The 22,380-nt window shown below is 55.3% G+C and carries 18 protein-coding genes; 8 read left to right on the top strand and 10 right to left on the bottom strand.

The genetic code is table 11. The features are described 5' to 3' along the window. Positions 1-54: 54 nt before the first annotated feature. Together mepK and AC6I8V_RS06920 are read left to right on the top strand one after the other, a co-directional pair. Entirely contained in the window at positions 55-606 is a 552-nt protein-coding gene (mepK, locus tag AC6I8V_RS06915; protein ID WP_497845149.1) for a peptidoglycan L,D-endopeptidase MepK, read from the top strand. Between the two features lie 36 nt (positions 607-642). Then, a complete protein-coding gene (locus AC6I8V_RS06920) occupies positions 643-1,272 on the top strand; it encodes an MBL fold metallo-hydrolase (protein WP_497845150.1) in 630 nt (209 codons plus the stop codon). A 44-nt stretch (positions 1,273-1,316) separates the two neighbouring features. Here AC6I8V_RS06920 and AC6I8V_RS06925 read toward each other — a convergent pair whose 3' ends face one another. The 4 genes from AC6I8V_RS06925 to pncB form a co-directional block, all read right to left on the bottom strand. Then, positions 1,317-2,507, bottom strand: a complete 1,191-nt coding sequence (locus AC6I8V_RS06925; RefSeq protein WP_497845151.1) for an amino acid aminotransferase — start codon at positions 2,505-2,507, stop codon at positions 1,317-1,319. Between the two features lie 200 nt (positions 2,508-2,707). After that, positions 2,708-3,790: a porin OmpF gene (gene ompF / locus AC6I8V_RS06930; protein ID WP_497845152.1), complete on the bottom strand. Its 1,083-nt coding sequence runs from the start codon at positions 3,788-3,790 to the stop codon at positions 2,708-2,710. A 300-nt stretch (positions 3,791-4,090) separates the two neighbouring features. Then, a complete protein-coding gene (gene asnS, locus AC6I8V_RS06935) occupies positions 4,091-5,491 on the bottom strand; it encodes an asparagine--tRNA ligase (RefSeq protein ID WP_497845153.1) in 1,401 nt (466 codons plus the stop codon). Positions 5,492-5,648: 157 nt separating this feature from the next. Next, the gene (gene pncB, locus AC6I8V_RS06940) at positions 5,649-6,854 is read right to left on the bottom strand and encodes a nicotinate phosphoribosyltransferase (RefSeq protein WP_497845154.1); all 1,206 of its coding nucleotides are present in this window, start codon (positions 6,852-6,854) and stop codon (positions 5,649-5,651) included. Between the two features lie 254 nt (positions 6,855-7,108). Here pncB and pepN point away from each other — a divergent pair, with 254 nt between their 5' ends. Then, complete coding sequence (gene pepN, locus AC6I8V_RS06945) at positions 7,109-9,724, top strand: aminopeptidase N (protein WP_497845155.1); 2,616 nt, start codon at positions 7,109-7,111, stop codon at positions 9,722-9,724. A gap of 87 nt (positions 9,725-9,811) precedes the next feature. Here pepN and ssuB read toward each other — a convergent pair whose 3' ends face one another. Genes ssuB through ssuE form a run of 5 tightly spaced genes read right to left on the bottom strand, consistent with a single transcriptional unit; the run spans position 9,812 to position 14,075 of the window. Then, on the bottom strand, positions 9,812-10,603 hold the full coding sequence (gene ssuB / locus AC6I8V_RS06950) for an aliphatic sulfonates ABC transporter ATP-binding protein (RefSeq protein ID WP_497845156.1): 792 nt from the start codon (positions 10,601-10,603) through the stop codon (positions 9,812-9,814). Then, positions 10,600-11,385 carry an aliphatic sulfonate ABC transporter permease SsuC gene (ssuC, locus tag AC6I8V_RS06955; protein ID WP_497845157.1) on the bottom strand — a complete coding sequence of 262 codons (786 nt, stop codon included), beginning with the start codon at positions 11,383-11,385 and terminating at the stop codon, positions 10,600-10,602. The genes ssuB and ssuC overlap by 4 nt, the downstream gene beginning before the upstream one ends. 11 nt (positions 11,386-11,396) lie before the next feature. Continuing rightward, positions 11,397-12,542 carry an FMNH2-dependent alkanesulfonate monooxygenase gene (ssuD, locus tag AC6I8V_RS06960; protein ID WP_497845158.1) on the bottom strand — a complete coding sequence of 382 codons (1,146 nt, stop codon included), beginning with the start codon at positions 12,540-12,542 and terminating at the stop codon, positions 11,397-11,399. Positions 12,543-12,552: 10 nt separating this feature from the next. Continuing rightward, positions 12,553-13,512 (bottom strand): sulfonate ABC transporter substrate-binding protein, encoded by a 960-nt coding sequence (locus tag AC6I8V_RS06965; RefSeq protein ID WP_497845159.1) that lies wholly within the window; start codon positions 13,510-13,512, stop codon positions 12,553-12,555. 11 nt (positions 13,513-13,523) lie between these two features. Beyond that, positions 13,524-14,075: an NADPH-dependent FMN reductase gene (gene ssuE / locus AC6I8V_RS06970; RefSeq protein WP_497845160.1), complete on the bottom strand. Its 552-nt coding sequence runs from the start codon at positions 14,073-14,075 to the stop codon at positions 13,524-13,526. A 768-nt stretch (positions 14,076-14,843) separates the two neighbouring features. Here ssuE and AC6I8V_RS06975 point away from each other — a divergent pair. From AC6I8V_RS06975 to AC6I8V_RS06990, 4 genes are all read left to right on the top strand, one after another. Continuing rightward, positions 14,844-15,878, top strand: a complete 1,035-nt coding sequence (locus AC6I8V_RS06975) for a glycosyltransferase family 2 protein (RefSeq protein WP_497845161.1) — start codon at positions 14,844-14,846, stop codon at positions 15,876-15,878. Between the two features lie 31 nt (positions 15,879-15,909). Continuing rightward, positions 15,910-17,211: a flippase gene (locus tag AC6I8V_RS06980; RefSeq protein ID WP_497845162.1), complete on the top strand. Its 1,302-nt coding sequence runs from the start codon at positions 15,910-15,912 to the stop codon at positions 17,209-17,211. A 133-nt stretch (positions 17,212-17,344) separates the two neighbouring features. Continuing rightward, positions 17,345-18,355, top strand: coding sequence for a quinone-dependent dihydroorotate dehydrogenase (gene pyrD, locus AC6I8V_RS06985; RefSeq protein WP_497845163.1), 1,011 nt, complete (start codon positions 17,345-17,347; stop codon positions 18,353-18,355). 153 nt (positions 18,356-18,508) lie between these two features. Continuing rightward, positions 18,509-19,051 (top strand): cell division protein ZapC, encoded by a 543-nt coding sequence (locus tag AC6I8V_RS06990; RefSeq protein WP_497845164.1) that lies wholly within the window; start codon positions 18,509-18,511, stop codon positions 19,049-19,051. Positions 19,052-19,055: 4 nt separating this feature from the next. On the opposite strand, the gene AC6I8V_RS06995 is transcribed toward AC6I8V_RS06990, so the two are convergent. After that, positions 19,056-20,165, bottom strand: a complete 1,110-nt coding sequence (locus AC6I8V_RS06995) for a YcbX family protein (protein WP_497845165.1) — start codon at positions 20,163-20,165, stop codon at positions 19,056-19,058. Between the two features lie 96 nt (positions 20,166-20,261). Between AC6I8V_RS06995 and rlmKL the strand changes: the two genes are divergently transcribed. After that, positions 20,262-22,376, top strand: a complete 2,115-nt coding sequence (gene rlmKL, locus AC6I8V_RS07000; protein ID WP_497845166.1) for a bifunctional 23S rRNA (guanine(2069)-N(7))-methyltransferase RlmK/23S rRNA (guanine(2445)-N(2))-methyltransferase RlmL — start codon at positions 20,262-20,264, stop codon at positions 22,374-22,376. Positions 22,377-22,380: the final 4 nt, after the last annotated feature.

Here is a 22,380-nt window from a genome sequence, read left to right on the forward strand (position 1 = left end):
TTGTGTGCTTTTTACACATTTTTTTATCGCTTTAATCTCAGGTAAACCCGCGTAATGGCTAATTTTGATTCACAGCGTCGTAAATTACTCCTGATCGGAGGCGCAGCGGCAGGTCTGGCACTTCTTCCCGGCACAGCACTGGCATCGCTTTCCACCGCCCGTCCACGTATTTTGACGCTCAATAACCTTCATACCGGTGAAACCCTTAAAACGGAGTTTTTTAACGGCAAGAGTTATGACAAGGACGAGTTAGCACGGTTAAACCACTTTTTCCGCGATTATCGCGCCAATCAGGCGAGAAAGATCGATCCGCATCTGTTTGATCAAATCTACCGTCTGCAGGCGATGCTGGGTACGCGTAAGCCGATTCAGTTAGTTTCCGGCTATCGCACCATCGCCACCAACAATATGTTGCGTGAATCCGGCCCTGGGGTGGCGAAGCACAGCTATCACACCAAAGGTCAGGCAATGGATTTCCACATCGAAGGCATTTCCCTGAGCAATGTTCGCAAAGCGGCGTTATCTATGCGTGCAGGTGGTGTAGGATATTACCCGCGCAGCAACTTTGTTCACATTGACACTGGTCCTGTAAGGCACTGGTCCTAACACCGACAGCGCTGCGTGTGTCGGTCATGGAGCGCTATGAACTACCTCATTATTCCGGTAACGGCATTTTCTCAAAACTGTTCAGTGATCTGGTGTGAAAACACGCAGCAGGCCGCGCTGGTCGATCCGGGTGGTGATGCTGAAACCATCATTGCGGTGCTGGCCGAGCGGGGCATTACCCCGGCACAGATCCTGCTGACCCATGGCCATCTGGATCATGTGGGTGCGGCGGCTGAGCTGGCGGTCCATTACCAGGTGCCGATTGTCGGGCCTCAGCTGCGTGATGCGTTCTGGCTGGATGCATTGCCGACGCAGAGCCGGATGTTTGGTCTGCCGGAATGCGCGGCGCTGACGCCCGATCGCTGGCTGGAAGAGGGTGAGACGGTGCAGGTGGGCGAGGTGACGCTGGAGGTGCTGCATTGCCCCGGCCATACACCAGGTCATATCGTGTTCTTTGATCGCGCTGGCCGTCTGCTGATCTCCGGCGATGTGATCTTCAATGGCGGCGTGGGGCGTACCGATTTTCCTCAGGGCAGCCATAGCGATTTGATTGACGCCATCAAAACTAAACTGCTGCCGCTGGGCGATGATGTGACCTTTGTGCCAGGGCACGGTCCGATATCGACGCTGGGGCGTGAACGCATCAGCAATCCGTTCCTGCAATAAAAAATGGGCCATTAAGGCCCATTTTTTTATTGACGGCGAGCGGCTCAGAGCACGGCGACAATCGCTTCGCACAGCTGCGACATATTGTCTGGCGTCATACCGGCAACGTTAACGCGACCGGAATTTACCGCGTACACCCCAAACTCTTCACGCAGACGCACCACCTGATCTTTCGTCAGGCCGCTGAACGAAAACATGCCATTCTGTTTGATGATAAAGCTGAAGTCCTGCTGTGCGCCGCTCGAAGCCAGGGTATTCACGAACAGCTGACGCATACGCTGAATACGCTGACGCATATCCGTCAGTTCCTGTTCCCAGATAGTGCGCAACGCATCGTTGCCGAGAATGGTCGCCACCACGGCAGCGCCATGGGCAGGCGGGTTGGAGTAGTTAGCACGAATGCTGTACTTCACCTGGCTGAACGCGGTTTTTGCTACATCGCTGGTCGCCGCGACTACCGTCAGGGCGCCGACACGTTCGTTATACAGGCCAAAGTTTTTCGAGTATGAGCTGGCAACAATCAGCTCCTGATGAGACGCCGCAAAAATACGCAGACCTTCCGCATCTTCATCCAGACCACGGGCAAAGCCCTGATAGGCGAAGTCAAACAGCGGCAGCCAGCCGTTAGCCTGTGACAGCGCAGCCAGCTGCTGCCATTGTTCAGCGGTAGGATCGATACCGGTAGGGTTGTGGCAGCAGCCGTGGAACAGCACCACATCGCCCGCTTTGGCTTCACGCAATGAAGCGACCATGCCGTCGAAGTCCAGCGTATGGTTGGCTGCATCGTAATACTGGTAATCACACACTTCCAGGCCAGCCGCGTTGAACACATTTTTGTGGTTCGGCCAGCTCGGATTGCTCACCCACACCCGCTTCACGCTGGTCTGATTGGCAAGAAAATCTGCCGCGACACGCAGCGCGCCGGTACCACCAGGCGTTTGTGCGGTGCAGGCACGTCCAGCGGCGATGAGCGCGCTCTCTTTACCAAACAGCAGCTCCTGCGTGACACGCGCGAAATCCGCCAGGCCATCAATGCTGAGATAATTTTTGGTGGTTTCGTTTTCCAGCAAATAGTGCTCAGCTTTTTTTACACTGGTGAGGACCGGGGTTTTACCGGTTTCATCTTTATAAACACCAATGCCAAGGTTGATTTTATTCGGGCGGTCGTCGGCGCGAAACAGGTCGGCCAGACCAAGAATAGGGTCAGCGGGTGCGGCAGAGATCGATTCAAACATGTGTCAGGTCCAGTTGCGTGAACTTTAGCGAAATGAGCTATCAGGTTAGCGTCAGACGGCGCGCTTGCCAACCGCTGAAACGAAAAAGAAATGACAGGACGACGGGGATTAATGCTACTTATTGCGGAGTGGATCACTGAAAAGCAAAACGGAGCCAGAAGGCTCCGTTTCTAAGGTATTACGCGTTGCTAATCGACAGATTAGAACTGGTAAACCAGACCAACAGCTACGATATCGTCGGTGTTCAGACCCAGCGGGTTGTTGTCGTCCAGCTGGTTGATTTTGTAGTCGACGTAGGTAGACATGTTTTTGTTGAAGTAGTAGGTTGCGCCCACTTCAACATATTTGTACAGGTCAGCATCGCCGATACCTTCGATGTCTTTGCCTTTAGACTGAACGTAGGCGATAGACGGACGCAGGCCGAAGTCGAACTGGTACTGTGCTACGAACTCGATAACCTGAGATTTGTTAGCAAAACCGTCAGCGCCGTTGTTGCTGTTGCTGATGTAGGTCGCGTTCTGAGTTTCGCTGTACATTGCTGCCAGGTAAACGTTGTTCGCGTCATATTTCAGCGCAGTTGCCCACTGCTGAGCTTTGTCGCCGTTACCGTAAGTCATCTGGTTCTGCTCAGTGATACGATCACTTGAAGCATAAGAACCTACGATGCCGATACCGATCGGAGAGGTATAGGAGATTGAAGTACCCCAGCCGTCGCCGTTCGCACGACGCGGGTCAGTAGTACGGTCGTTTTTGCCCTGGTATTGCAGAGCGAAGTTCAGACCGTCAACCAGACCGAAGAAGTTGGTGTTACGGTAGGTCGCCAGACCGGTAGAACGGCCAGCCATGAAGTTGTCAGAGTAACCTGAGTCACCGCCGTATTCCGGCAGCATGTCGGTCCAGCCGATTGCGTCGTACACAACGCCGTAGTTACGACCGTAGTCGAAAGAACCTGCGTCAGCGAATTTCAGACCAGCAAAGCCCAGACGGGTTTTGTTGCCTGACTGCGCGTCAGAACCGCCTTCAGAGTTGTTTGCCTGGATGTTGTATTCCCACTGGCCGTAACCGGTCAGCTGGTCGGTGATCTGAGTTTCACCTTTGAAGCCGAAGCGCACGTAAGACTGGTCGCCATCGCTACCTGAGTCGTCAGAGAAGTAGTGCAGACCATCAACTTTACCGTACAGGTCTAATTTGTTGCCATCTTTGTTGTAGATTTCTGCTGCGTTTGCTGCACCAGCAGCTAACAGAGCAGGGATAACCACTGCAAGAATGTTGCGCTTCATCATTTTTTATTACCCTCATTGGAGTTATTTGGACACCTGCCACTGCCGTCAAGAAACCTTTACGGGAACCTTGAAAGAAGTTTGGTGTCTCCTGTGTCTGCACGCATCTTTCCATTCCGGGGTTGTTAATTCTACCCCGAAAATGCTACTAAACTCGCAATTAGGTATCAAAAAGAAAATATGTATTACAAGATGTAAAATATCGGGAACTTTGTGAGAGAACTCAAAATTTACAAAAATAAAAAAAGGCCGGCAGGGCCGACCTCGTTATATATATGAATTACTTATAATTAATCGCGGATTTTAGAAATTGGCATTGCGCGGTGTACGTGGGAAGGGGATAACATCCCTTACATTTTGTACACCGGTGACATAGGCGATTAATCGTTCGAAACCTAAACCGAAGCCGGAGTGCGGCACGGTGCCGTAACGGCGCAGGTCACGATACCACCAGTAATCTTCTTTGTTCAGACCCATCTCCGCCAGACGCGCATCCAGCACATCCAGGCGCTCTTCACGCTGTGAACCCCCGATGATTTCACCGATTCCTGGTGCCAGCACGTCCATTGCGGCGACGGTTTTTCCGTCTTCATTCATACGCATATAGAAGGCTTTGATGTCTTTCGGGTAGTTCTTCACCACCACCGGCGCTTTGAAGTGCTTCTCGGCGAGATAACGCTCATGTTCGGAGGAGAGATCCACGCCCCATGACACCGGGTTTTCGAAGCTCTGGCCGCTTTTCAGCAGAATGTCGATGGCATCGGTGTAGTCTACCTGGGCGAAATCTGCTTCAACAAAACGTTCCAGGCGAGAAATCGCATCTTTGTCTACGCGTTCTGCGAAGAACGCCAGATCGTCGGCGCGCTCGGCCAGCACCGCTTTAAACACGTATTTCAGCATGGCTTCAGCCAGCGCAGCGGCATCGTCCAGCGTGGCGAATGCCACTTCCGGTTCCAGCATCCAGAACTCAGCCAGATGGCGGCTGGTGTTGGAGTTTTCCGCGCGGAAGGTCGGACCAAAGGTGTAGACCTTGGACAGCGCACAGGCGTAGGTTTCGCCGTTCAGCTGACCAGATACCGTCAGGAAGGCTTCTTTACCGAAGAAATCTTTATCGAAATCGATTTTACCCTGCGGATCGCGCGGCAGGTTTTCCAGATCCAGCGTCGAAACGCGGAACATTTCACCGGCACCTTCGGTATCGGAGGCGGTGATCAGCGGCGTGGAGACCCAGAAATAACCATTTTCATGGAAGAAACGGTGCAGCGCCTGCGCCAGGGTATGACGTACACGGGCAACCGCGCCAATCAGGTTGGTGCGCGGACGCAGGTGCGCCACTTCACGCAGGTATTCAATGCTGTGACGTTTTGCCGCCATCGGGTAGGTGTCGGGATCGTCAACCCAGCCCACGACTTCAACTTTTGTCGCCTGCAGTTCAAACGCCTGGCCTTCACCCGGTGACTCCACCACTTTGCCGGTAACAATAACCGAGCAGCCGGTGGTGAGACGCAGCACTTCGTCCTGATAATTATTCAGAGAATTATTGACGACAGCCTGAACGGGATTAAAGCAGGAACCGTCATAAACGGCGATAAAGGAAAGACCGGCTTTGGAATCTCTTCGGGTACGCACCCAACCACGTACGGTGACTTCACTGTCAACCGCGACACGGCCGTGTAGTACATCCGCTACAGGCACTACGCTCATAAATATCTCTCTTTATATAGAAGAAGTAATTTTACACATTCCCCGGTTTGGGGTTTTGCTATGTTACTTGCGAGCCAACAGGAAACAAGAAAAATTGGCGGGTTAAGCGGAGATTTGTTGCAGAACAGCAGGGTGCAGGCACCCTGCTGCGGGGGGATTAGCTGGCTCTTTTCACCAGCGGCAGGTCAAAGGCTTTACGCAAGGCGCGTACAAAGGCTTTATCCTGGCAGATGGTTTTGCCTGGGCTGTCTGACAATTTCGCCACCGGTTTACCGTTGCAGCTCACCAGTTTGATCACAATATTCAGCGGCGTGACGCCGGGGATATCGCAGGTCAGGCGCGTGCCGATGCCGAACACCACGTTGGCGCGCTGGCCAAAATGCCGGTACAGCGCCAGCGCTTTGTCCAGATTGAGGTTATCGGAGAACACCAGCGTTTTGCTCTTTGGATCAATATCCAGTCGCTGATAGTGGGCAATGGCTTTTTCGCCCCATTCAACCGGGTCACCCGAATCGTGGCGCAGCCCCTGATAGCGGTGAGCAAAACCGGGGCCGAAATCACGCAGGAAGGCATCCATGGTGATGCAATCAGTCAGCGCGATACCCAGCTGATCATCATATTCATCGAGCCAGGATTGCAGTGCGGCACGCTGGCTGTTGGCCAGCACCGGGCTAATCTGCTGATGCGCCTGGAACCATTCGTGTGCCTGGGTACCCACCGGATTGAGTTGCAGACGGCGCGCCACGTCGTAGTTACTGGTGCCGACCAGCCACGGGAAATCCTGTTTCAGCGTGCTGACAATCGCTTCCTGTACCGCCTGTGAATAGCGACGACGGGTGCCGAAGTCCATCAGATGGAAGCGCGACATATCCAGATCGTCCACCTGCTGACGAAAATCGTTCAGTTTGAGTTGCAGATGGGCGACCGCCTGTTCCACACCGATCTGCGGCGTGCGATGACGGTGCACCACTTCGCTGATCAGCGCCAGCAGCGGCACTTCCCACAGAATGACTTCGCGCCAGGGGCCGCTAATCTGGATGGCGAGTTTGCCGTGATCGTTGCGTACCACCACCTGGGCCGGGTCGAAACGAAAATCGCGCAGCCAGCTGAGATAGTCAGCATCAAAGAATGGCAGGGCGGAAAGGTAGCGATACTCCTCCTCGGTCAGGGCGAGCGATTGCATCGCATTGATGTGGCTGCGAAGTTCATCCGTGTATACGCCGAGCAGTTCATCGCCGCGGCAGCGGAATTCCGCCGTGACCGGGACATCGTAATAACGATGATATACGGCCTGCTGCATATGAAGCTTGTAGGCATCGGTATCAAGCAGCGTGGTCAAAATCGGGGAAGCGTGTCCAGTCATGGTGCGTTTCAGCATCCTCTTCCGCGGAGCAGAGCCCGGTGTTCATCAAAGTCATAAAGACGCAGGAGTATAAAACAGTAATAGACCGCGATCACACCATATTTACGGGGGGCAGGTCGAGGGTCATTTGTGCCATTGTTAATGAATTGTAGCATTTTCTGCTAAGGCACGCATTGTGCGTGGCAAGTGAGGCGCAACACGCTTAGACTTTGACGGGTAAACATTTTAACGATTTAACGATGTGAGAAGGACTTATGACGCAACAGCCGCAAATTAAATATCGTCACGACTACCGTGCGCCGGATTTCACCATCACCGATATCGATTTGACGTTTGACCTTGATGCAGCCACTACGCGCGTCACTGCGGTCAGCCAGGTGAAGCGTTTAGGGGATAGCCAGGCGGAGCTGCGTCTGGATGGGGAAGATCTCACGCTGGTATCGCTGGCGGTGGATGGCAACGCCTGGTCGCACTATCGCGAAGAAGAGGGCGCTCTGGTGCTGAGCCAGCTGCCGGAAAACTTTACCCTGACCATCATTAATGACATCCACCCGGATAAAAACACCGCGCTGGAAGGCCTGTACAAATCGGGCGATGCGCTCTGCACCCAGTGTGAGGCGGAAGGTTTCCGTCATATTACCTGGTATCTGGATCGTCCCGACGTGCTGGCGCGCTTCACCACCACCATTATTGCCGACGCCGCACGCTATCCGTTCCTGCTCTCCAACGGTAACAAGCTGGAGAGTGGTCGCCATGAAGATGGCCGTCACTGGGTGAAATGGCAGGACCCGTTCCCGAAACCCTGCTACCTGTTTGCGCTGGTGGCCGGTGATTTTGATGTGCTGCGCGACAGCTTTACCACCCGTTCCGGGCGCGACGTGGCGCTGGAGATCTTCGTCGATCGCGGCAACCTTGACCGTGCTGACTGGGCGATGACCTCGCTGAAAAACAGCATGAAGTGGGATGAGGAGCGCTTCGGCCTCGAATATGACCTCGACATCTTTATGATCGTTGCGGTGGATTTCTTCAATATGGGCGCGATGGAGAACAAAGGCCTCAACGTCTTTAACTCCAAATACGTGCTGGCGAAAGCGGAAACCGCCACCGACAAAGATTACCTCGGTATTGAGGCGGTGATTGGTCACGAATATTTCCACAACTGGACCGGCAACCGCGTCACCTGCCGCGACTGGTTCCAGCTCAGCCTGAAAGAGGGTCTGACGGTGTTCCGCGATCAGGAGTTCAGCTCGGATCTCGGTTCCCGCGCGGTGAATCGCATCGATAACGTGCGCATCATGCGGGGGGCGCAGTTCGCCGAGGATGCCAGCCCAATGGCGCATCCGATCCGTCCCGATCAGGTGATTGAGATGAACAACTTCTACACCCTGACGGTGTATGAAAAGGGTTCAGAAGTGATTCGTATGATGCATACGCTGCTGGGCGAAGAGAATTTCCAGAAGGGGATGCAGCTCTATTTTGAGCGCCACGACGGCAGCGCCGCGACCTGTGACGATTTTGTCCAGGCGATGGAAGATGCCTCCAACGTCGATCTGTCGCAGTTCCGTCGCTGGTACAGCCAGTCCGGCACGCCGGTGCTGACGGTGCGTGATGATTACAACCCGGAGCTGGAACAATATACGCTGCACGTCACCCAGCGCACCCCGGCCACCGCCGAGCAGAAAGAGAAGCTGCCGCTGCATATTCCGCTGGATATCGAGCTGTACGATGGCGAAGGCAAGGTGATCCCGCTGCAACATAACGGTCACCCGGTGCACCACGTATTGAACGTGACCGAAGAGTTCCAGAGCTTTGTGTTTGATAACGTCTATTTCCAGCCGGTGCCGTCACTGCTGCGTGAATTCTCTGCGCCGGTGAAGCTCGACTATAAATGGAGCGACGCACAGCTGACCTTCCTGATGCGTCACGCGCGCAACGATTTTTCCCGCTGGGATGCGGCGCAAAGCCTGCTGGCAACCTATATCCGCCTGAACGTGGCACGTCATCAGCAGGGGCAGCCGCTGTCGCTGCCGCTGCATGTCGCCGATGCCTTCCGTGCGGTGCTGCTGGATGAGCAGGGCGATCCGGCGCTGATGGCGCTGATTCTGTCGCTGCCTTCAGAGAACGAAATCGCCGAGCTGTTTGAGGTGATTGATCCGCAGGCGATTGCGGAGGTGCGTGCAGCGCTGGTGCGTACGCTGGCGAAAGAGCTGAGCGATGAGTTCCTCGCGGTGTATCTGGCTAATCAGAGCAGCGTTTACCAGGTTGAACATGGGGAAATTGGCAAGCGTACGCTGAAGAACGTGTGCCTGGGCTATCTGGCGTTTGCCGATGCGGCACAGGCCGACAAACTGGTGCAGGCGCAATATCAGCACGCCACCAATATGACCGATGCGCTGGCTGCACTGGCGGCGGCGGTTGCGGCTCAGCTGCCATGCCGCGATGCGTTGCTGGCGGCGTATGACGAGCGCTGGCATCAGGATGGTCTGGTGATGGATAAATGGTTTGTGTTGCAGGCCACCAGCCCGGCAGCCGATGTACTGACCAAAGTGCGCGAACTGCTGCATCATCGCTCCTTCACCATGGGCAACCCGAACCGCATCCGCTCCCTGATTGGTGCCTTTGCTTCTGCTAATCCGTCGGCGTTCCACGCCAAAGATGGCAGCGGCTATCAGTTCCTGGTGGAGATGCTGACCGATCTCAACACCCGTAACCCACAGGTTGCCGCGCGTATGATCGAGCCGCTGATTCGTCTGAAACGTTATGATGCAGGCCGACAGGCATTGATGCGTCAGGCGCTGGAGACGTTGAAAGGGCTGGATAAGCTATCCGGCGATCTGTACGAGAAGATCACTAAAGCGTTGAATGCGTAATTAATCTGTACAACCGGGTCGCCATAAATGGCGACCCTGCTGGAGAAAGACCGTCGTAGGGCGGCATGGATGCCGACCCGGTTCTGCTTAACGCTGCTGCACAAACCGCAGCGGCTGCTCGCTGGTGCCGCGTTTCATCACCCGGTCCAGCACTTCGGCTTCCAGTTCCGCCAGTCGGACAGAACCACGGCGACGCGGGCGCGGTAAATCCACCGTTAAATCCAGTCCGATTTGTCCCTCTTCAATCAGCAACACCCGGTCGGCCATCGCCACCGCCTCACTGACATCATGGGTTACCAGCAGCACGGTAAAGTGATGTTGCTGCCACAGCGATTCAATCAATCCCTGCATCTCAATACGCGTCAGCGCATCCAGCGCGCCGAGCGGTTCATCCAGCAACAGCAAGCCCGGACGGTGGATCAGCGCGCGCGCCAGCGCCACACGCTGCTTCTGTCCGCCGGAAAGTGCGGCAGGCCATTCATTGGCGCGTTCCGCCAGCCCCACGGCTGCCAGCGCTTCCAGCGCGTTTTCGCGCCAGGCGCGACCTTTCAGCCCCAGGCCAACGTTATCAATCACCTTCTTCCACGGCAGCAGGCGCGCATCCTGGAACATCAGACGGGTATCTTCGCGCGCCTCCGCCAGCGGAGCGTTACCCGCCAGCAACTCACCGCGCGTGGTGGATTCCAGACCGGCCAGCAGACGCAGCAGGGTACTTTTGCCGCAGCCGCTGCGTCCCACCACCGCGACAAATTGCCCGGCCGGGATATGCAGGTCGATATTATTCAGGATGGTACGGTCGCCATACTGCTTACTGACGCCGTTAACGCCCACCGGTGTGCCGCTATTGAGACGCGCCGGGGTGAGGGTTGCAGTGCTCATGCGTTCTCCTCCTTCAGTTGATAAGCCGGATGCCAGCGCAGCCAGACGCGCTCCAGCAGTTGCGCCGCCACATCGGCCAGTTTGCCGAGCAGGGCATAAAGAATGATGGCGACCACCACCACATCGGTTTGCAGGAACTCACGCGCGTTCATCGCCAGATAGCCAATGCCGGAGTTGGCGGAAATGGTTTCGGCGACAATCAGCGTCAGCCACATCAGGCCGAGGGCAAAACGCACCCCCACCATAATTGACGGCAGGGCGCCGGGCAGAATCACCTGGATAAACAGGCTCCAGCCGGAAAGGCCATAGCTGCGCGCCATCTCCACCAGGCCGCGATCGATATTGCGGATGCCGTGGTAGGTATTGAGGTAGATCGGAAACAGGGTGCCGAGGGCAACGAGGAAAATTTTCGCCGATTCATCAATACCAAACCACAGGATCACCAGCGGGATCAGCGCCAGATGCGGCACGTTACGCAGCATCTGCACTGAGGTATCGAGCAGACGCTCGCCGAGGCGCGAGGTGCCGGTGATCAGCCCCAGCACCAGGCCAATCGCGCCGCCGATACTGAAGCCAATTGCCGCACGCCAGCTGCTGATGGCGAGGTTCTGCCACAGTTCGCCGCTGACGGTGAGATGCCAGAAGGTGATGAGGATATTTTCCGGCGAGGGCAGAATGCGTGTCGACAGCAGCCCGACTTGCGAGGCCAGCTGCCACACCACCACCAGCAGCACCGGTAGCAGCCATGGCAGCAGCAGGTTGTTCAGCTGTTTCTTTAACATGATGCGTTTCCTCAGCTCTGGGACACTTTCTGCGGCGTGAAGTCATGGGCGACGGCTTCACCATGGGCCTGAACGACGCGCGGCTGCGGAATCTGCGGGATCGCCAGGTCGAGATGCGGGAACAACAACTCACCAACGCGATAGGCCTCTTCCAGGTGGGGGTAGCCGGAAAGAATAAAGGTTTCGATTCCGAGGTCGGCATACTCCTGCATCCGTGCGGCGACCGTCGGGCCATCGCCAACCAGCGCGGTACCGGCTCCGCCGCGCACCAGACCCACACCAGCCCACAGGTTCGGGCTGATCTCCAGCTTGTCACGACGGCCGCCGTGCAGCGCCGCCATACGTTGCTGGCCCACGGAGTCGGTACGCGCTAACGCCGCCTGCGCTTTGGCGATGGTGGCATCATCCAGATGGGCGATCAGCCGATCGGCGGCGCGCCACGCCTCTTCATTGGTTTCGCGCACAATCACATGCAGACGAATGCCGAAACGGACTTTGCGTCCCTGGGCTTCCGCTTTGGCGCGTACCTGGGCAATTTTTTCTTTGACCTGCGCCGGTGGCTCTCCCCAGGTGAGATAGACATCAACCTGTTCTGCCGCCAGATCCTGAGCGGCATCCGAGGAGCCGCCAAACCACAGCGGCGGACGCGGTTGCTGCACCGGCTTAAACATCAGGCGAGCGCCGCGCACCTTAACGTGTTTGCCTTCGTAATCGACGGTTTCGCCTTCCAGCACGCGCCGCCAGACACGGGTAAACTCGGCGGATTCGGCGTAGCGTTCGCGGTGATCGAGAAACACGCCATCGCCCGCCAGTTCCTCAGGATCGCCGCCGGTAACCAGGTTAAACAGCGCACGACCGTTCGACAGACGATCGAGGGTGGCCGCCTGACGCGCCGCCTGAGTCGGAGAAATCACGCCTGGGCGCAACGCCACCAGAAAACGCAGACGCTGGGTAACCGGGATCAGTGAGGCCGCTACCAGCCAGGCATCTTCACAGGAGCGACCGGTGGGGATCAGCACGCCGCCAAAACCGAGGCGATCAGCCGCCTGAGCAACCTGTTGCAGATAAGCATGGTCAACCGGACGTGCGCCTTCGGCTGTACCGAGATAGTGACCATCGCCATGGGTCGGGAGAAACCAGAATACGTTCAGGCTCATTATTCACTCCTTAATGCTGGGCGGACTGTGGTTGCCAGATGCGGTCGGTGATATTCACCTTCACCGGCATCAGATGGTTGGCATAAAACAGATCGGCGGTTTGCTGTTGGGCCTGCGCAGTATGGGCGCTGACCGGCGTAATCGGGGAGGGTGGACGATGGTCCAGATAGCTGGTAATCACCGGCTTCGGCAGGCCCATCGCCTGCGCCAGCAGGTCAATGCTTTGATCGCGCTGGCTACGGGTCAGCACATCGGCATCGCTGAAGGTCTTCAGCACCTGCTGGACAAAATCGCCATTGGCTTCGGTAAATTTGCGGGTGGCCAGATAGAACGAACCGGTCTGGTTCAGCTTGCTGCCATCCGCCAGCACGCGCACATTGCCCTGCAACAGCGCGGCAGAATAGTAAGGGTCCCAAATCGCCCAGGCATCGACATCCCCCTGCTGGAAAGCGGCACGGGCATCGGCCGGGGTCAGATAGGTGGGTTGAATATCGTTAAAACTCAGGCCAGCCTGCGCCAGCGCACGCAGCAGCAGATTGTGCGAGCTGGAGCCTTTCTGGAACGCCACTTTATGGCCTTTCAGTTCCGCCACGCTGTGAATCGGGCTGTCTTTCGGCACCAGAATCACTTCCGCCTGCGGCTTGGGCGGTTCTGCGCCGACATACAGCAGATCCGCGCCAGCGGCCTGAGCAAAAATCGGCGGGATATCGCCAGTGCTGCCGAGGTCGATACTGCCGACATTCAGCGCCTCCAGCATTTGCGGACCGGCAGGAAACTCAATCCATTGAATATGCGTGTGCGGGAAGCGCTGCTCCAGCATCTGATGCGACTTCGCCAGCACCATGCTGACCGAGCCTTTCTGATAGCCGATGCGAAACTGCGCAGGCGCATCAGCGGCATGCGCGCTCAGGTTCAGGGTAAACAGGGCAGCAAGGCTAACCAGCAGCCAACGCGATAACGTCCTTTTCATACTTCTTTCCTTTATACGGCTTGAGCGTAAGGTTGATGGCGGCGGTGCAGCGCATGCCAGAAGGTATCCAGCGCTTCATCAATTCGCGAGGCCAGCAGCTGATCCAGCTCCGGCTGGCGGTCGTAGTGGCGAATCTGGCTGTCATCTGCAAAGACACCGTGCAGAACCTCCTGCGCTTTGAGCGCATTTAGGACCGGTTTCAATGCATAATCCACCGCCAGCATATGCGCCACGCTGCCGCCGCTCGCCAGCGGCAATACCACTTTGTGTTCAAGCGCGCGCTCCGGCAGTAGATCCAGCAGGGTTTTCAACGCACCCGAAAATGACGCTTTATAAATCGGGGTGGCAACGATCAGCCCATCGGCGCTGACCAGATCCTCTTTCAGCGCCTGCAATGCCGGGGAGTCAAAACGCGCGTAGAGCAGATCTTCGGGTTGAAAGTTGTGAATATTCCAGGGGATCACTTCGACGCCGCGTGCTTCCAGCGCGTGCTGGCACAGGCTCAGCAACGCGGTGGAACGGGAAGGGAATCGTGGGCTGCCTGCCAGCGTAATAACCCGCATAGTCACTCCTTATAACTGAAAGTTATTGATTATCTGATATTGAGAACTGATGGCTTAATCCTGACAGAGCGGGGGGCAGGGCTTAAATGATTTATCCGGCAATGGTAAGCCGGAATCTGCAAATGACCGAAAGCGGTCAATAATAAGGAAGTGATGAAAAGTTACGACTATTCCGAAAACCCGAATGTCACAAATCAGAAATCATTCACTCTTTTAAAGAAAGAAACAGGCCTGAGAGCGATTCATTAATGTGCGGAAGGATAAAAAGTGTATCTGCGCCTGGCAGAGTGAATGTCTGCACCATACCAGCAGGAAATAAATTCGCGGTTACGCTTGCAGGATAATTTCCAGTAAAAACAATCCTGCAACCTCAGTCACGCCGGTTGCATTTATGTCTGATTGTATCCGGCGGTATCAATTCTGCCAGGGGGCATTGAAGTCAGAAAAAACTCAGCCAGGCGGTTTTTTACGGTTTTTTGTCTTAAATTACAAATGGCAAGATTTAAGGGCGGGGAGATAACTAAACCACAACTCAACAAATTAAAAATAATAATTTAATAGTTCATAGCTGATAACCAATGCTTTTCGTTTTGTCAGATTCAGTTATAAATTGGAACTGTCAAAAAAATGGCGCTCTGATTAAGCTAAGTCCAAATGAAATTTTAATTGATGCATTCTGTGCGTTCTTAACTATTCGGGCGCGCTTGCTGCCTTGTGCGGCAGATATCGCTGTATTTCTTTTTGCCAGGCTGAAAAAAGAGAGTGCTTATGTCAGAGAAATTACTGTCCGTTATCATCCCGACCTATAACGTAGAAAAATATATTGTTGAATGTGTGGATTCTCTGGTGCAGCAAATACCTGTGCCCAATGAAATCATTATTGTTAATGACAGCTCAACCGATGGCACCCTGACTCTGCTTCGCCAGCGCTATGCCCATTTTCCCCAGGTACAGATTATTACGGTGCCCAACGGCGGCGCCGGACGCGCGCGCGATAAAGGCATTGCGCTGGCTCAGGGGGATTACCTGTTCTTCTGCGATCCGGATGACCGCGTAGCGCCAGGCCTGTTCAGCGAATTACAACAGGTGGTGCAGGCGCACCCGCAGGTGGAGCTGTTCTGCTTTAACTCCGTGACCTTCGACCATGAAGAACCGCAGCGCGTCTCGCATAAAGTGAAGCATGACCTGACAGGATTGCAGCCGGCGCAAAACGTTTTATCGTCTTTATTACGTAATGGGACATATACCTCGGCGGCGTGGAGTTATGTGCTGAAGCGTTCGGTTATTGATGACCATCAGTTACGTTTTGAACATCGCGTGCATGAAGATCACTGTTTTAGTCTTGGCGCTTTTCTGAAAAGTCGCCATGCCTGGGTGAGTCAGGAGCGATATTATCAACAGCGCGTACGCCCTGGCTCCTTAACCAATGACAGCAAAAATAGTGATTATTTTCTGCAACGTTACAATGCGTTTATGAAGGCTTACCACAATTTAATGACCTCGCTGGAGAAAAATAGCTGGCGTAATCAGTTACAAAAAGAGTATTTGTTACATTCTTTCCGTTTAATGATTTATCTCTCTTTGTATAACCGCACGCCGGTGCCACATTACGTCACCAACGCGATTCGTTTTCTTGGGCGTGAGATCAAACCGGATAATTTTAAAGAGTGGTTGTTGTTGAATCAGCCGGAGCTGTTTATTCGTTTGCAGAATTACAAAGTGATGAAGGAAATGAAGAAAAACGGCGTTATTCCGAAAAGCGTTCCGGCTGTTTGCCTGAACCAGGGAGAAGTGCGAAAGTAATCACAGGTATTAGCATTAAGGTTGTTGCGTCATGGCAAAAACACTCGATAAGAGTTTAGTGATTAATATTTTATCTTTACTGGCCTATCGGGGAGCGTCATTTCTCTTTCCTTTAGTCACCTTGCCCTATCTGGCGCGAATTCTGGGCGTCAATCAAATGGGGGTGCTGGCGCTGGCAATTGCCTGCGTACTGTATTGCAGCACCATCTCAGACTGGGGCTTCAACGTTTATACCACCAAGGACATTGCGCATCATCGGGAAGACAAAGTTCGCGTCACCCAGATCTTCTGGTCGACCTTTAACGCGAAACTTCTGTTGATGCTCTCCACCAGCGGGACATTGTTGCTTGCCACCTGGCTGAACCCGGCCTGGCACTATCTGTTCTGGGTGGTGCTGGCAAACTGCACCACGCTGCTGGGGTCGCTGTTCTCCTTCGGCTGGCTAATGCAGGGATTCGAGAAACTCGGCAAGACGGCGGTGATCGCCACCTTCGGCAACTTCTGCGCCATTCCGCTGACGTTTCTGCTGGTCAAAACCCCGGACGATACCTGGCTGGCGGCGCTGATCCCTGGCGTGGTGTCGATCATCAGCGCCTTAATTACCCTCAGATACGTGCTGAAGATGCAGGTGATTGGCCGCTTCCGTTTTGAACCCAGCGAAATTATGCAGCGTCTGAAGGACAGCGTGCATGTGTTTGTCGCCATCGCCGGTGCCAATCTGTTTAACAGCGTCAACGTGGTGATTCTGGCGGCCTTTACCTCGCACTATGCCATCGGGATTTACAACGGGGCTGACCGCCTGCGTAAGGCGGCGAACTCGGTGCCGGAGCAGATCGGTAACGCCTTCTTCCCGCGCGTCAGTTACCTGTTTTCGCGTGATAAAGCGGCGGCGATTGCGGCGACGCGCAAAAGTTTGCTGATTTCGTTCCTGCTGAGCTTTGGCATCGTGGTCTTTACCTACTTCTTTGCTGATGACGTGGTGCGCATTCTGCTGGGTAAAGAGTTTGTGGCATCTGCGGACGTGCTGCGCGTGTTTGTTCTGTGCTTCCTGTTCGGCAACATTGCCTATCCGGCGGGGTTGCAGGTGCTGATCCCACATGGTCTGGCGCGCCAGCGTATGCTGGTGATGTTGGGGCCTGGGGTGGTCAATATCCCGGTCTGCGCCTTTCTGGCGTGGAAGTACGGCGCGATTGGCGCAGCCTGGTCCATGGTGATTGCCGAGTTTCTCGTCTGCGTGGGGATCTTCTGGGTGATGGCGCGTCACGGCATTCTGCGTGAGTATCTGCGCAGCCCGTCGTCAACTTCTGCGCCACTCAAAGACGCCGCAAGCTAATGATGACGCAGGTCAATTCGGCCTGCGTTTCCTCGCACTGCAATTTACTTTTGTGCCAGAGGCCTTTACCATTCTGGCGCACATTTCCCGTGCACCCCGACTTTCACCAGGCTTCCGCTATTCAGGAGAGTGCATGTTATACCCAATCATCCGGCCGGCGCTGTTTAAGCTCGATCCTGAGCGTGCGCACGAACTCACTTTTCAACAACTGCGTTTTATTAGCGGCACACCGCTGGAAGGGCTGATCCGCCAATCGCTGCCTGCGCGCCCGGTTAACTGCATGGGGCTGACCTTTCCTAATGCCCTGGGGCTGGCTGCCGGTCTCGACAAGAATGCGGAATGTATTGATGCCTTCGGCGCCATGGGCTTTGGTTTTGTCGAAGTCGGCACCGTAACGCCACGTCCGCAGCCAGGTAATGATAAACCGCGTATGTTCCGTCTGGTGGAAGCGGAAGGCATTATCAACCGCATGGGTTTTAATAATCTCGGTGTTGATCACCTGGTTGAGAACGTTAAAAAGGCGCGTTTTAAAGGTATCCTTGGTATCAATATTGGCAAAAATAAAGATACGCCGGTGGAGCAGGGTAAAGAGGATTATCTGACCTGTATGGAAAAGGTCTATGCCCATGCCGGTTATATTGCCATCAATATTTCGTCGCCGAACACCCCAGGATTACGCTCGCTGCAATATGGCGAAGCGCTGGATGATCTCCTTGCCGCGATCAAATTAAAACAAAAAGAGTTGCAGGAACGGCACCTTAAATATGTGCCGGTGGCGGTGAAGATCGCGCCGGATCTTTCTGAAGAAGAATTGATCCAGGTGGCCGACAGTTTAATGCGCCATGAAATTGATGGCGTGATTGCCACCAATACCACCCTGGATCGAACGCTGGTCAGCGGACTGAAATACAGTGAAGAAGCTGGTGGTTTAAGTGGTCGTCCGGTACAGGCGCGCAGCACTGAAATCATCCGCCGCCTGTCGCAGGAGCTACAGGGCCGTCTGCCGATTATTGGTGTCGGTGGTATTGATTCGCTGGTGGCGGCGCGGGAAAAAATCGCCGCAGGCGCTTCGCTGGTGCAGATATACTCCGGATTTATTTATAAAGGCCCCGGATTAATTAAAGATATCGTGACCCATCTCTAAGACATTTCCCACATTCCCGCGCCAGGGGGTTTATTTATCCCTCTGGCTCGTTTATATTTTGTCCTGCTGGTGCATTTTTCAGCTTTTCCTTAGCGTTATTTTTCCTTTGCTGTGAACCGCAATTTTGCGCAGCGTAAAACCACAGGGCACATCATGAAAATCAAACCCGATGATAACTGGCGTTGGTATTTTGACGCAGAGCATGACCGGATGATGCTTGATCTGGCTGATGGCATGTTATTTCGCTCGCGCTTCTCACGCAAAATGCTCACCCCGGATGCCTTTAATGAAAGCGGTTTTTGCGTTGATGATGCTGCGCTTTATTTTACCTTTGAAGAACGTTGTCGTCAGAGTGGATTAAAAGGCGATCAACGTGCCGAGCTGGTATTAAATGCATTGGTCGCCAGCCGTTTTCTCAAACCGTTAATGCCGAAAAGCTGGCATTTTACCAGCCATGCCCATAGCTGGCAGCCGACAGCTGGCGATATGGTGGCGGTGACGCTGGCCGACAGCGGCGAGCAGGCGAAGTTGCTGGTGGTGGAGAGCGGCGAAAATGCGGCGCTGTGTCTGCTGGCGCAACATGCGCTGACGGTGGCGGGCAAAGGTATGGTGCTGGGCGATGCCATTAAAGTGATGAACGATCGTTTGCAGCCCAGCCAGCAGGAAACCGCTTCCTCCTTCGCCCGCGCGGTTTAACGCGTTACGCCAGTTCAATATCCCCGGCGGGAATACAGCTACAGCTCAGGATGGTGCCATCCTGACGCACCGCGCTTTTCTTCAACGCTTTCACTTCGCCTGAGACCAGCGTCATTTTGCAGCTGCCACAGATGCCAGCCCGGCACGAGTAGGGAATGCGAAAACCCTGCATTTCCAGCTGCTCCAGCAACACCTGCTGATTATCGCCGGTAAAAGCGCTGCCCTGATAGCCGATGGTGATATTGCTGTGGCTGCTGACTGTGGGAGCCAGCGTCTCCACTACCTGACCCGCACCGTAAGCGCGCGCAGGCTGTCGTTCGACGATGGTGACCTGATCGCCCACGCGGATCACGCCGCTGTTAAGCGCGATTAAATTCAGGCCGAAATCGATATCGCCGCTGCCATCCTGGGCACTGCGAAAGCGTTGCAGCGTCGCCAGCGGTTCGCCCTGCGGATGCTTCCGGCCGCTTTCGGTGCCGACAGTGGTGAACACGCAGCGGCTGCACGGTTTTGGCATTTCAAAGCGGATGTCGCCGATTTTCAACGTTTTCCAGCTATCTTCCTCCCAGGCCGCCGCGCCGCTCACCACCAGATTGGGGCGGAACTGTTCAACGCGGACGCTGGCCGGGCAGCGCTGTTGCAGATCCTGCAACGAGGCCATATTGACCAGCAAATAGGGGAAGCCATCGGCGAAACTGAGCGGCACCTCGTCAAACCGTTTAACCCGGCGCGTCGGTTGCAGGCCGGTCCAGCGCAGTTGCACCGGGCGCGGAAAAAAGCCGCTTAGCCATTGGTTGATCTCTGCCGGAGCAATGCGTGACGTAAAGCTATTGCCCCACACTTCGGTCGGGGCGTCATCGGCGGCGAAATCGGTAAAGCGAATCAGCGCCTGGCTGCCGTCCGGGGCCTGCAAATACAAACCATCGGGCAGCAGCGCCGGGGTAAAACGCACCATCTCCGGATACTGACGCGCGGTGATAAAAGTGCCATCGGTTTCGGTGACCATAAAGATACGATCAAAGGCCAGACCACTCTCCAGCACCTGCGCGTGCGACAGCTGCAAACCGCGCATGGATTTCACCGGATGAATAAACAGACGGGACAACGTAATCATCACCACTCCCTGCAAGCAAAAAGAAGCTAACTTTAGGATATAGGACGCTGATTCGCTATAATGCGCAACAATTTTAGCAAGAGTAAAAGTGACGATATGAATTCTCTGTTTGCCAGTACGGCGCGTGGGCTCGAAGAACTGTTAAAAACTGAGCTGGAAGCGCTGGGTGCGCAGGATTTGCAGGTGGTGCAGGGCGGTGTCCACTTCGAGGCCGACGACCGCGTAATGTACCAAAGCCTGCTGTGGAGCCGTCTGGCTTCACGTATTTTACTGCCGCTGGGAGAATTCGGCGTCTGGAGCGATCTCGATCTGTACGTCGGTGCCCAGAGCATTCCGTGGACTGAGATCTTCGACAGCAACACCACCTTCGCCATCCATTTCAGCGGCACCAACGAGGTGATCCGTAACAGCCAGTTCGGCGCGTTGCGAATTAAAGATGCCATCGTTGACAGCTTTACCCGCCAGAATCTGCCGCGTCCCAATGTGGATCGTGAGCAGCCGGGCATTCGCATCAACGCGTGGCTGAACAAAGATCGCGTCAGCATTGCGCTCGATCTGAGCGGCGATGCCCTGCATCAGCGCGCCTACCGCCAGCAAACCGGCCAGGCTCCGCTGAAAGAGAACCTGGCGGCGGCGATTGTGCTGCGCTCCGGCTGGCAGAGCGACACGCCGCTGATCGACCCGATGTGTGGTTCCGGTACGCTGCTGATTGAAGCGGCGTTGATCGCCTGCGATCGCGCACCGGGCCTGCTGCGTTCACGCTGGGGCTTTAACGGCTGGAAAAAACATAATCAACCGCTGTGGCAGGAGCTGCGTAGCGAAGCGCAGCAACGCGCGCGTCTGGGCACCGAAGCCGCCAGCGCCCGTTTCTTTGGTTACGATAACGATAGCCGTGTGCTGGAGTGGGCGCGGGCCAACGCGCGTCGCGCTGGCGTGGCCGACCTCTTTACCTTTGCCCAGCAGGATGTGCTGAAGCTGCACAACCCGCTGCCTGCGGACGTGACCGGCACGGTGCTGAGCAACCCGCCGTATGGCGAACGTCTGGAGAGCGAACCGGCGCTGATCGCTCTGCACAGCCAGCTGGGTCGCCTGATGAAACAACACTTTGGCGGCTGGAATCTGTCGCTGTTTAGCGGCTCGCCGGAACTGCTGAGCTGCCTGTCGCTGCGCGCCGATCGCCAGTTCAAAGCGAAAAACGGTCCGATCGACTGTGTGCAGAAGAATTATCAGCTGGCCGCCAGCAGTGGCGAAGGCAGCGCGCAAATTGCAGAAGATTATGCCAACCGTCTGCGCAAGAATGTGAAAAAGCTGGAGAAGTGGGCGCGTCAGTCGAATATCGAATGTTATCGCCTGTACGATGCTGACCTGCCGGAATATAACGTGGCGGTGGACCGTTACGCTGACTGGGTGGTGATTCAGGAATATGCGCCGCCAAAAACCGTGGATGCCAACAAAGCGCGTCAACGCCTGTTCGACGTCATCAGCGCGACGCTGAGCGTGCTGGAGATCCCGGCCAATCGCCTGGTGCTGAAAACCCGTGAACGCCAGAAAGGCACTAACCAGTATCAGAAGCTGGGCGAGAAGGGCGACTTCTTTGAAGTGCAGGAGTTTAACGCGCGCTTCCTCGTCAATCTGACCGATTATCTCGATACCGGCCTGTTCCTCGACCACCGTATCGCGCGCCAGATGCTGGGTAAAATGAGCCAGGGCAAAGATTTCCTCAACCTGTTCTCGTACACCGGCAGCGCCAGCGTGCACGCCGGTCTGGGCGGCGCGAAGTCAACCACCACCGTCGATCTGTCGCGCACCTATCTTGAGTGGGCCGAGCGCAACTTACGGCTGAATGGTCTGACGGGTCGCCAGCACCGCCTGATGCAGGCCGACTGCCTCAACTGGCTGCGTGACAGCGACGAACAGTTCGACTTGATCTTTATCGATCCGCCAACCTTCTCTAACTCGAAACGTATGGAAGACGACTTTGACGTGCAACGCGATCATCTGATGCTGATGCAGAACCTGAAGCGTCTGCTGCGTCGCGGCGGCACCATTATGTTTTCCAACAACAAGCGTGGCTTCAAAATGGATCTCGACGGGTTACAGCGCCTGGGCTTACAGGCTCAGGAGATCACCCAGAAAACCCAGTCGCAGGATTTCGCCCGCAACCGTCACATTCACAACTGCTGGCTGGTGAGCCACGCCGGTAAGGAATAAGTTT

Source organism: Pantoea sp. X-Soil-TKNS-1207 (assembly GCF_059730485.1).

Bases quoted from the DNA above. Each gene is read 5' to 3' on its own strand.
- mepK (WP_497845149.1), top strand. From the start codon at position 55: ATGGCTAATTTTGATTCACAGCGTCGTAAATTACTCCTGATCGGAGGC.
- AC6I8V_RS06920 (WP_497845150.1), top strand. From the start codon at position 643: ATGAACTACCTCATTATTCCGGTAACGGCATTTTCTCAAAACTGTTCA.
- AC6I8V_RS06925 (WP_497845151.1), bottom strand. From the start codon at position 2,507: ATGTTTGAATCGATCTCTGCCGCACCCGCTGACCCTATTCTTGGTCTG.
- ompF (WP_497845152.1), bottom strand. From the start codon at position 3,790: ATGATGAAGCGCAACATTCTTGCAGTGGTTATCCCTGCTCTGTTAGCT.
- asnS (WP_497845153.1), bottom strand. From the start codon at position 5,491: ATGAGCGTAGTGCCTGTAGCGGATGTACTACACGGCCGTGTCGCGGTT.
- pncB (WP_497845154.1), bottom strand. From the start codon at position 6,854: ATGACTGGACACGCTTCCCCGATTTTGACCACGCTGCTTGATACCGAT.
- pepN (WP_497845155.1), top strand. From the start codon at position 7,109: ATGACGCAACAGCCGCAAATTAAATATCGTCACGACTACCGTGCGCCG.
- ssuB (WP_497845156.1), bottom strand. From the start codon at position 10,603: ATGAGCACTGCAACCCTCACCCCGGCGCGTCTCAATAGCGGCACACCG.
- ssuC (WP_497845157.1), bottom strand. From the start codon at position 11,385: ATGTTAAAGAAACAGCTGAACAACCTGCTGCTGCCATGGCTGCTACCG.
- ssuD (WP_497845158.1), bottom strand. From the start codon at position 12,542: ATGAGCCTGAACGTATTCTGGTTTCTCCCGACCCATGGCGATGGTCAC.
- AC6I8V_RS06965 (WP_497845159.1), bottom strand. From the start codon at position 13,512: ATGAAAAGGACGTTATCGCGTTGGCTGCTGGTTAGCCTTGCTGCCCTG.
- ssuE (WP_497845160.1), bottom strand. From the start codon at position 14,075: ATGCGGGTTATTACGCTGGCAGGCAGCCCACGATTCCCTTCCCGTTCC.
- AC6I8V_RS06975 (WP_497845161.1), top strand. From the start codon at position 14,844: ATGTCAGAGAAATTACTGTCCGTTATCATCCCGACCTATAACGTAGAA.
- AC6I8V_RS06980 (WP_497845162.1), top strand. From the start codon at position 15,910: ATGGCAAAAACACTCGATAAGAGTTTAGTGATTAATATTTTATCTTTA.
- pyrD (WP_497845163.1), top strand. From the start codon at position 17,345: ATGTTATACCCAATCATCCGGCCGGCGCTGTTTAAGCTCGATCCTGAG.
- AC6I8V_RS06990 (WP_497845164.1), top strand. From the start codon at position 18,509: ATGAAAATCAAACCCGATGATAACTGGCGTTGGTATTTTGACGCAGAG.
- AC6I8V_RS06995 (WP_497845165.1), bottom strand. From the start codon at position 20,165: ATGATTACGTTGTCCCGTCTGTTTATTCATCCGGTGAAATCCATGCGC.
- rlmKL (WP_497845166.1), top strand. From the start codon at position 20,262: ATGAATTCTCTGTTTGCCAGTACGGCGCGTGGGCTCGAAGAACTGTTA.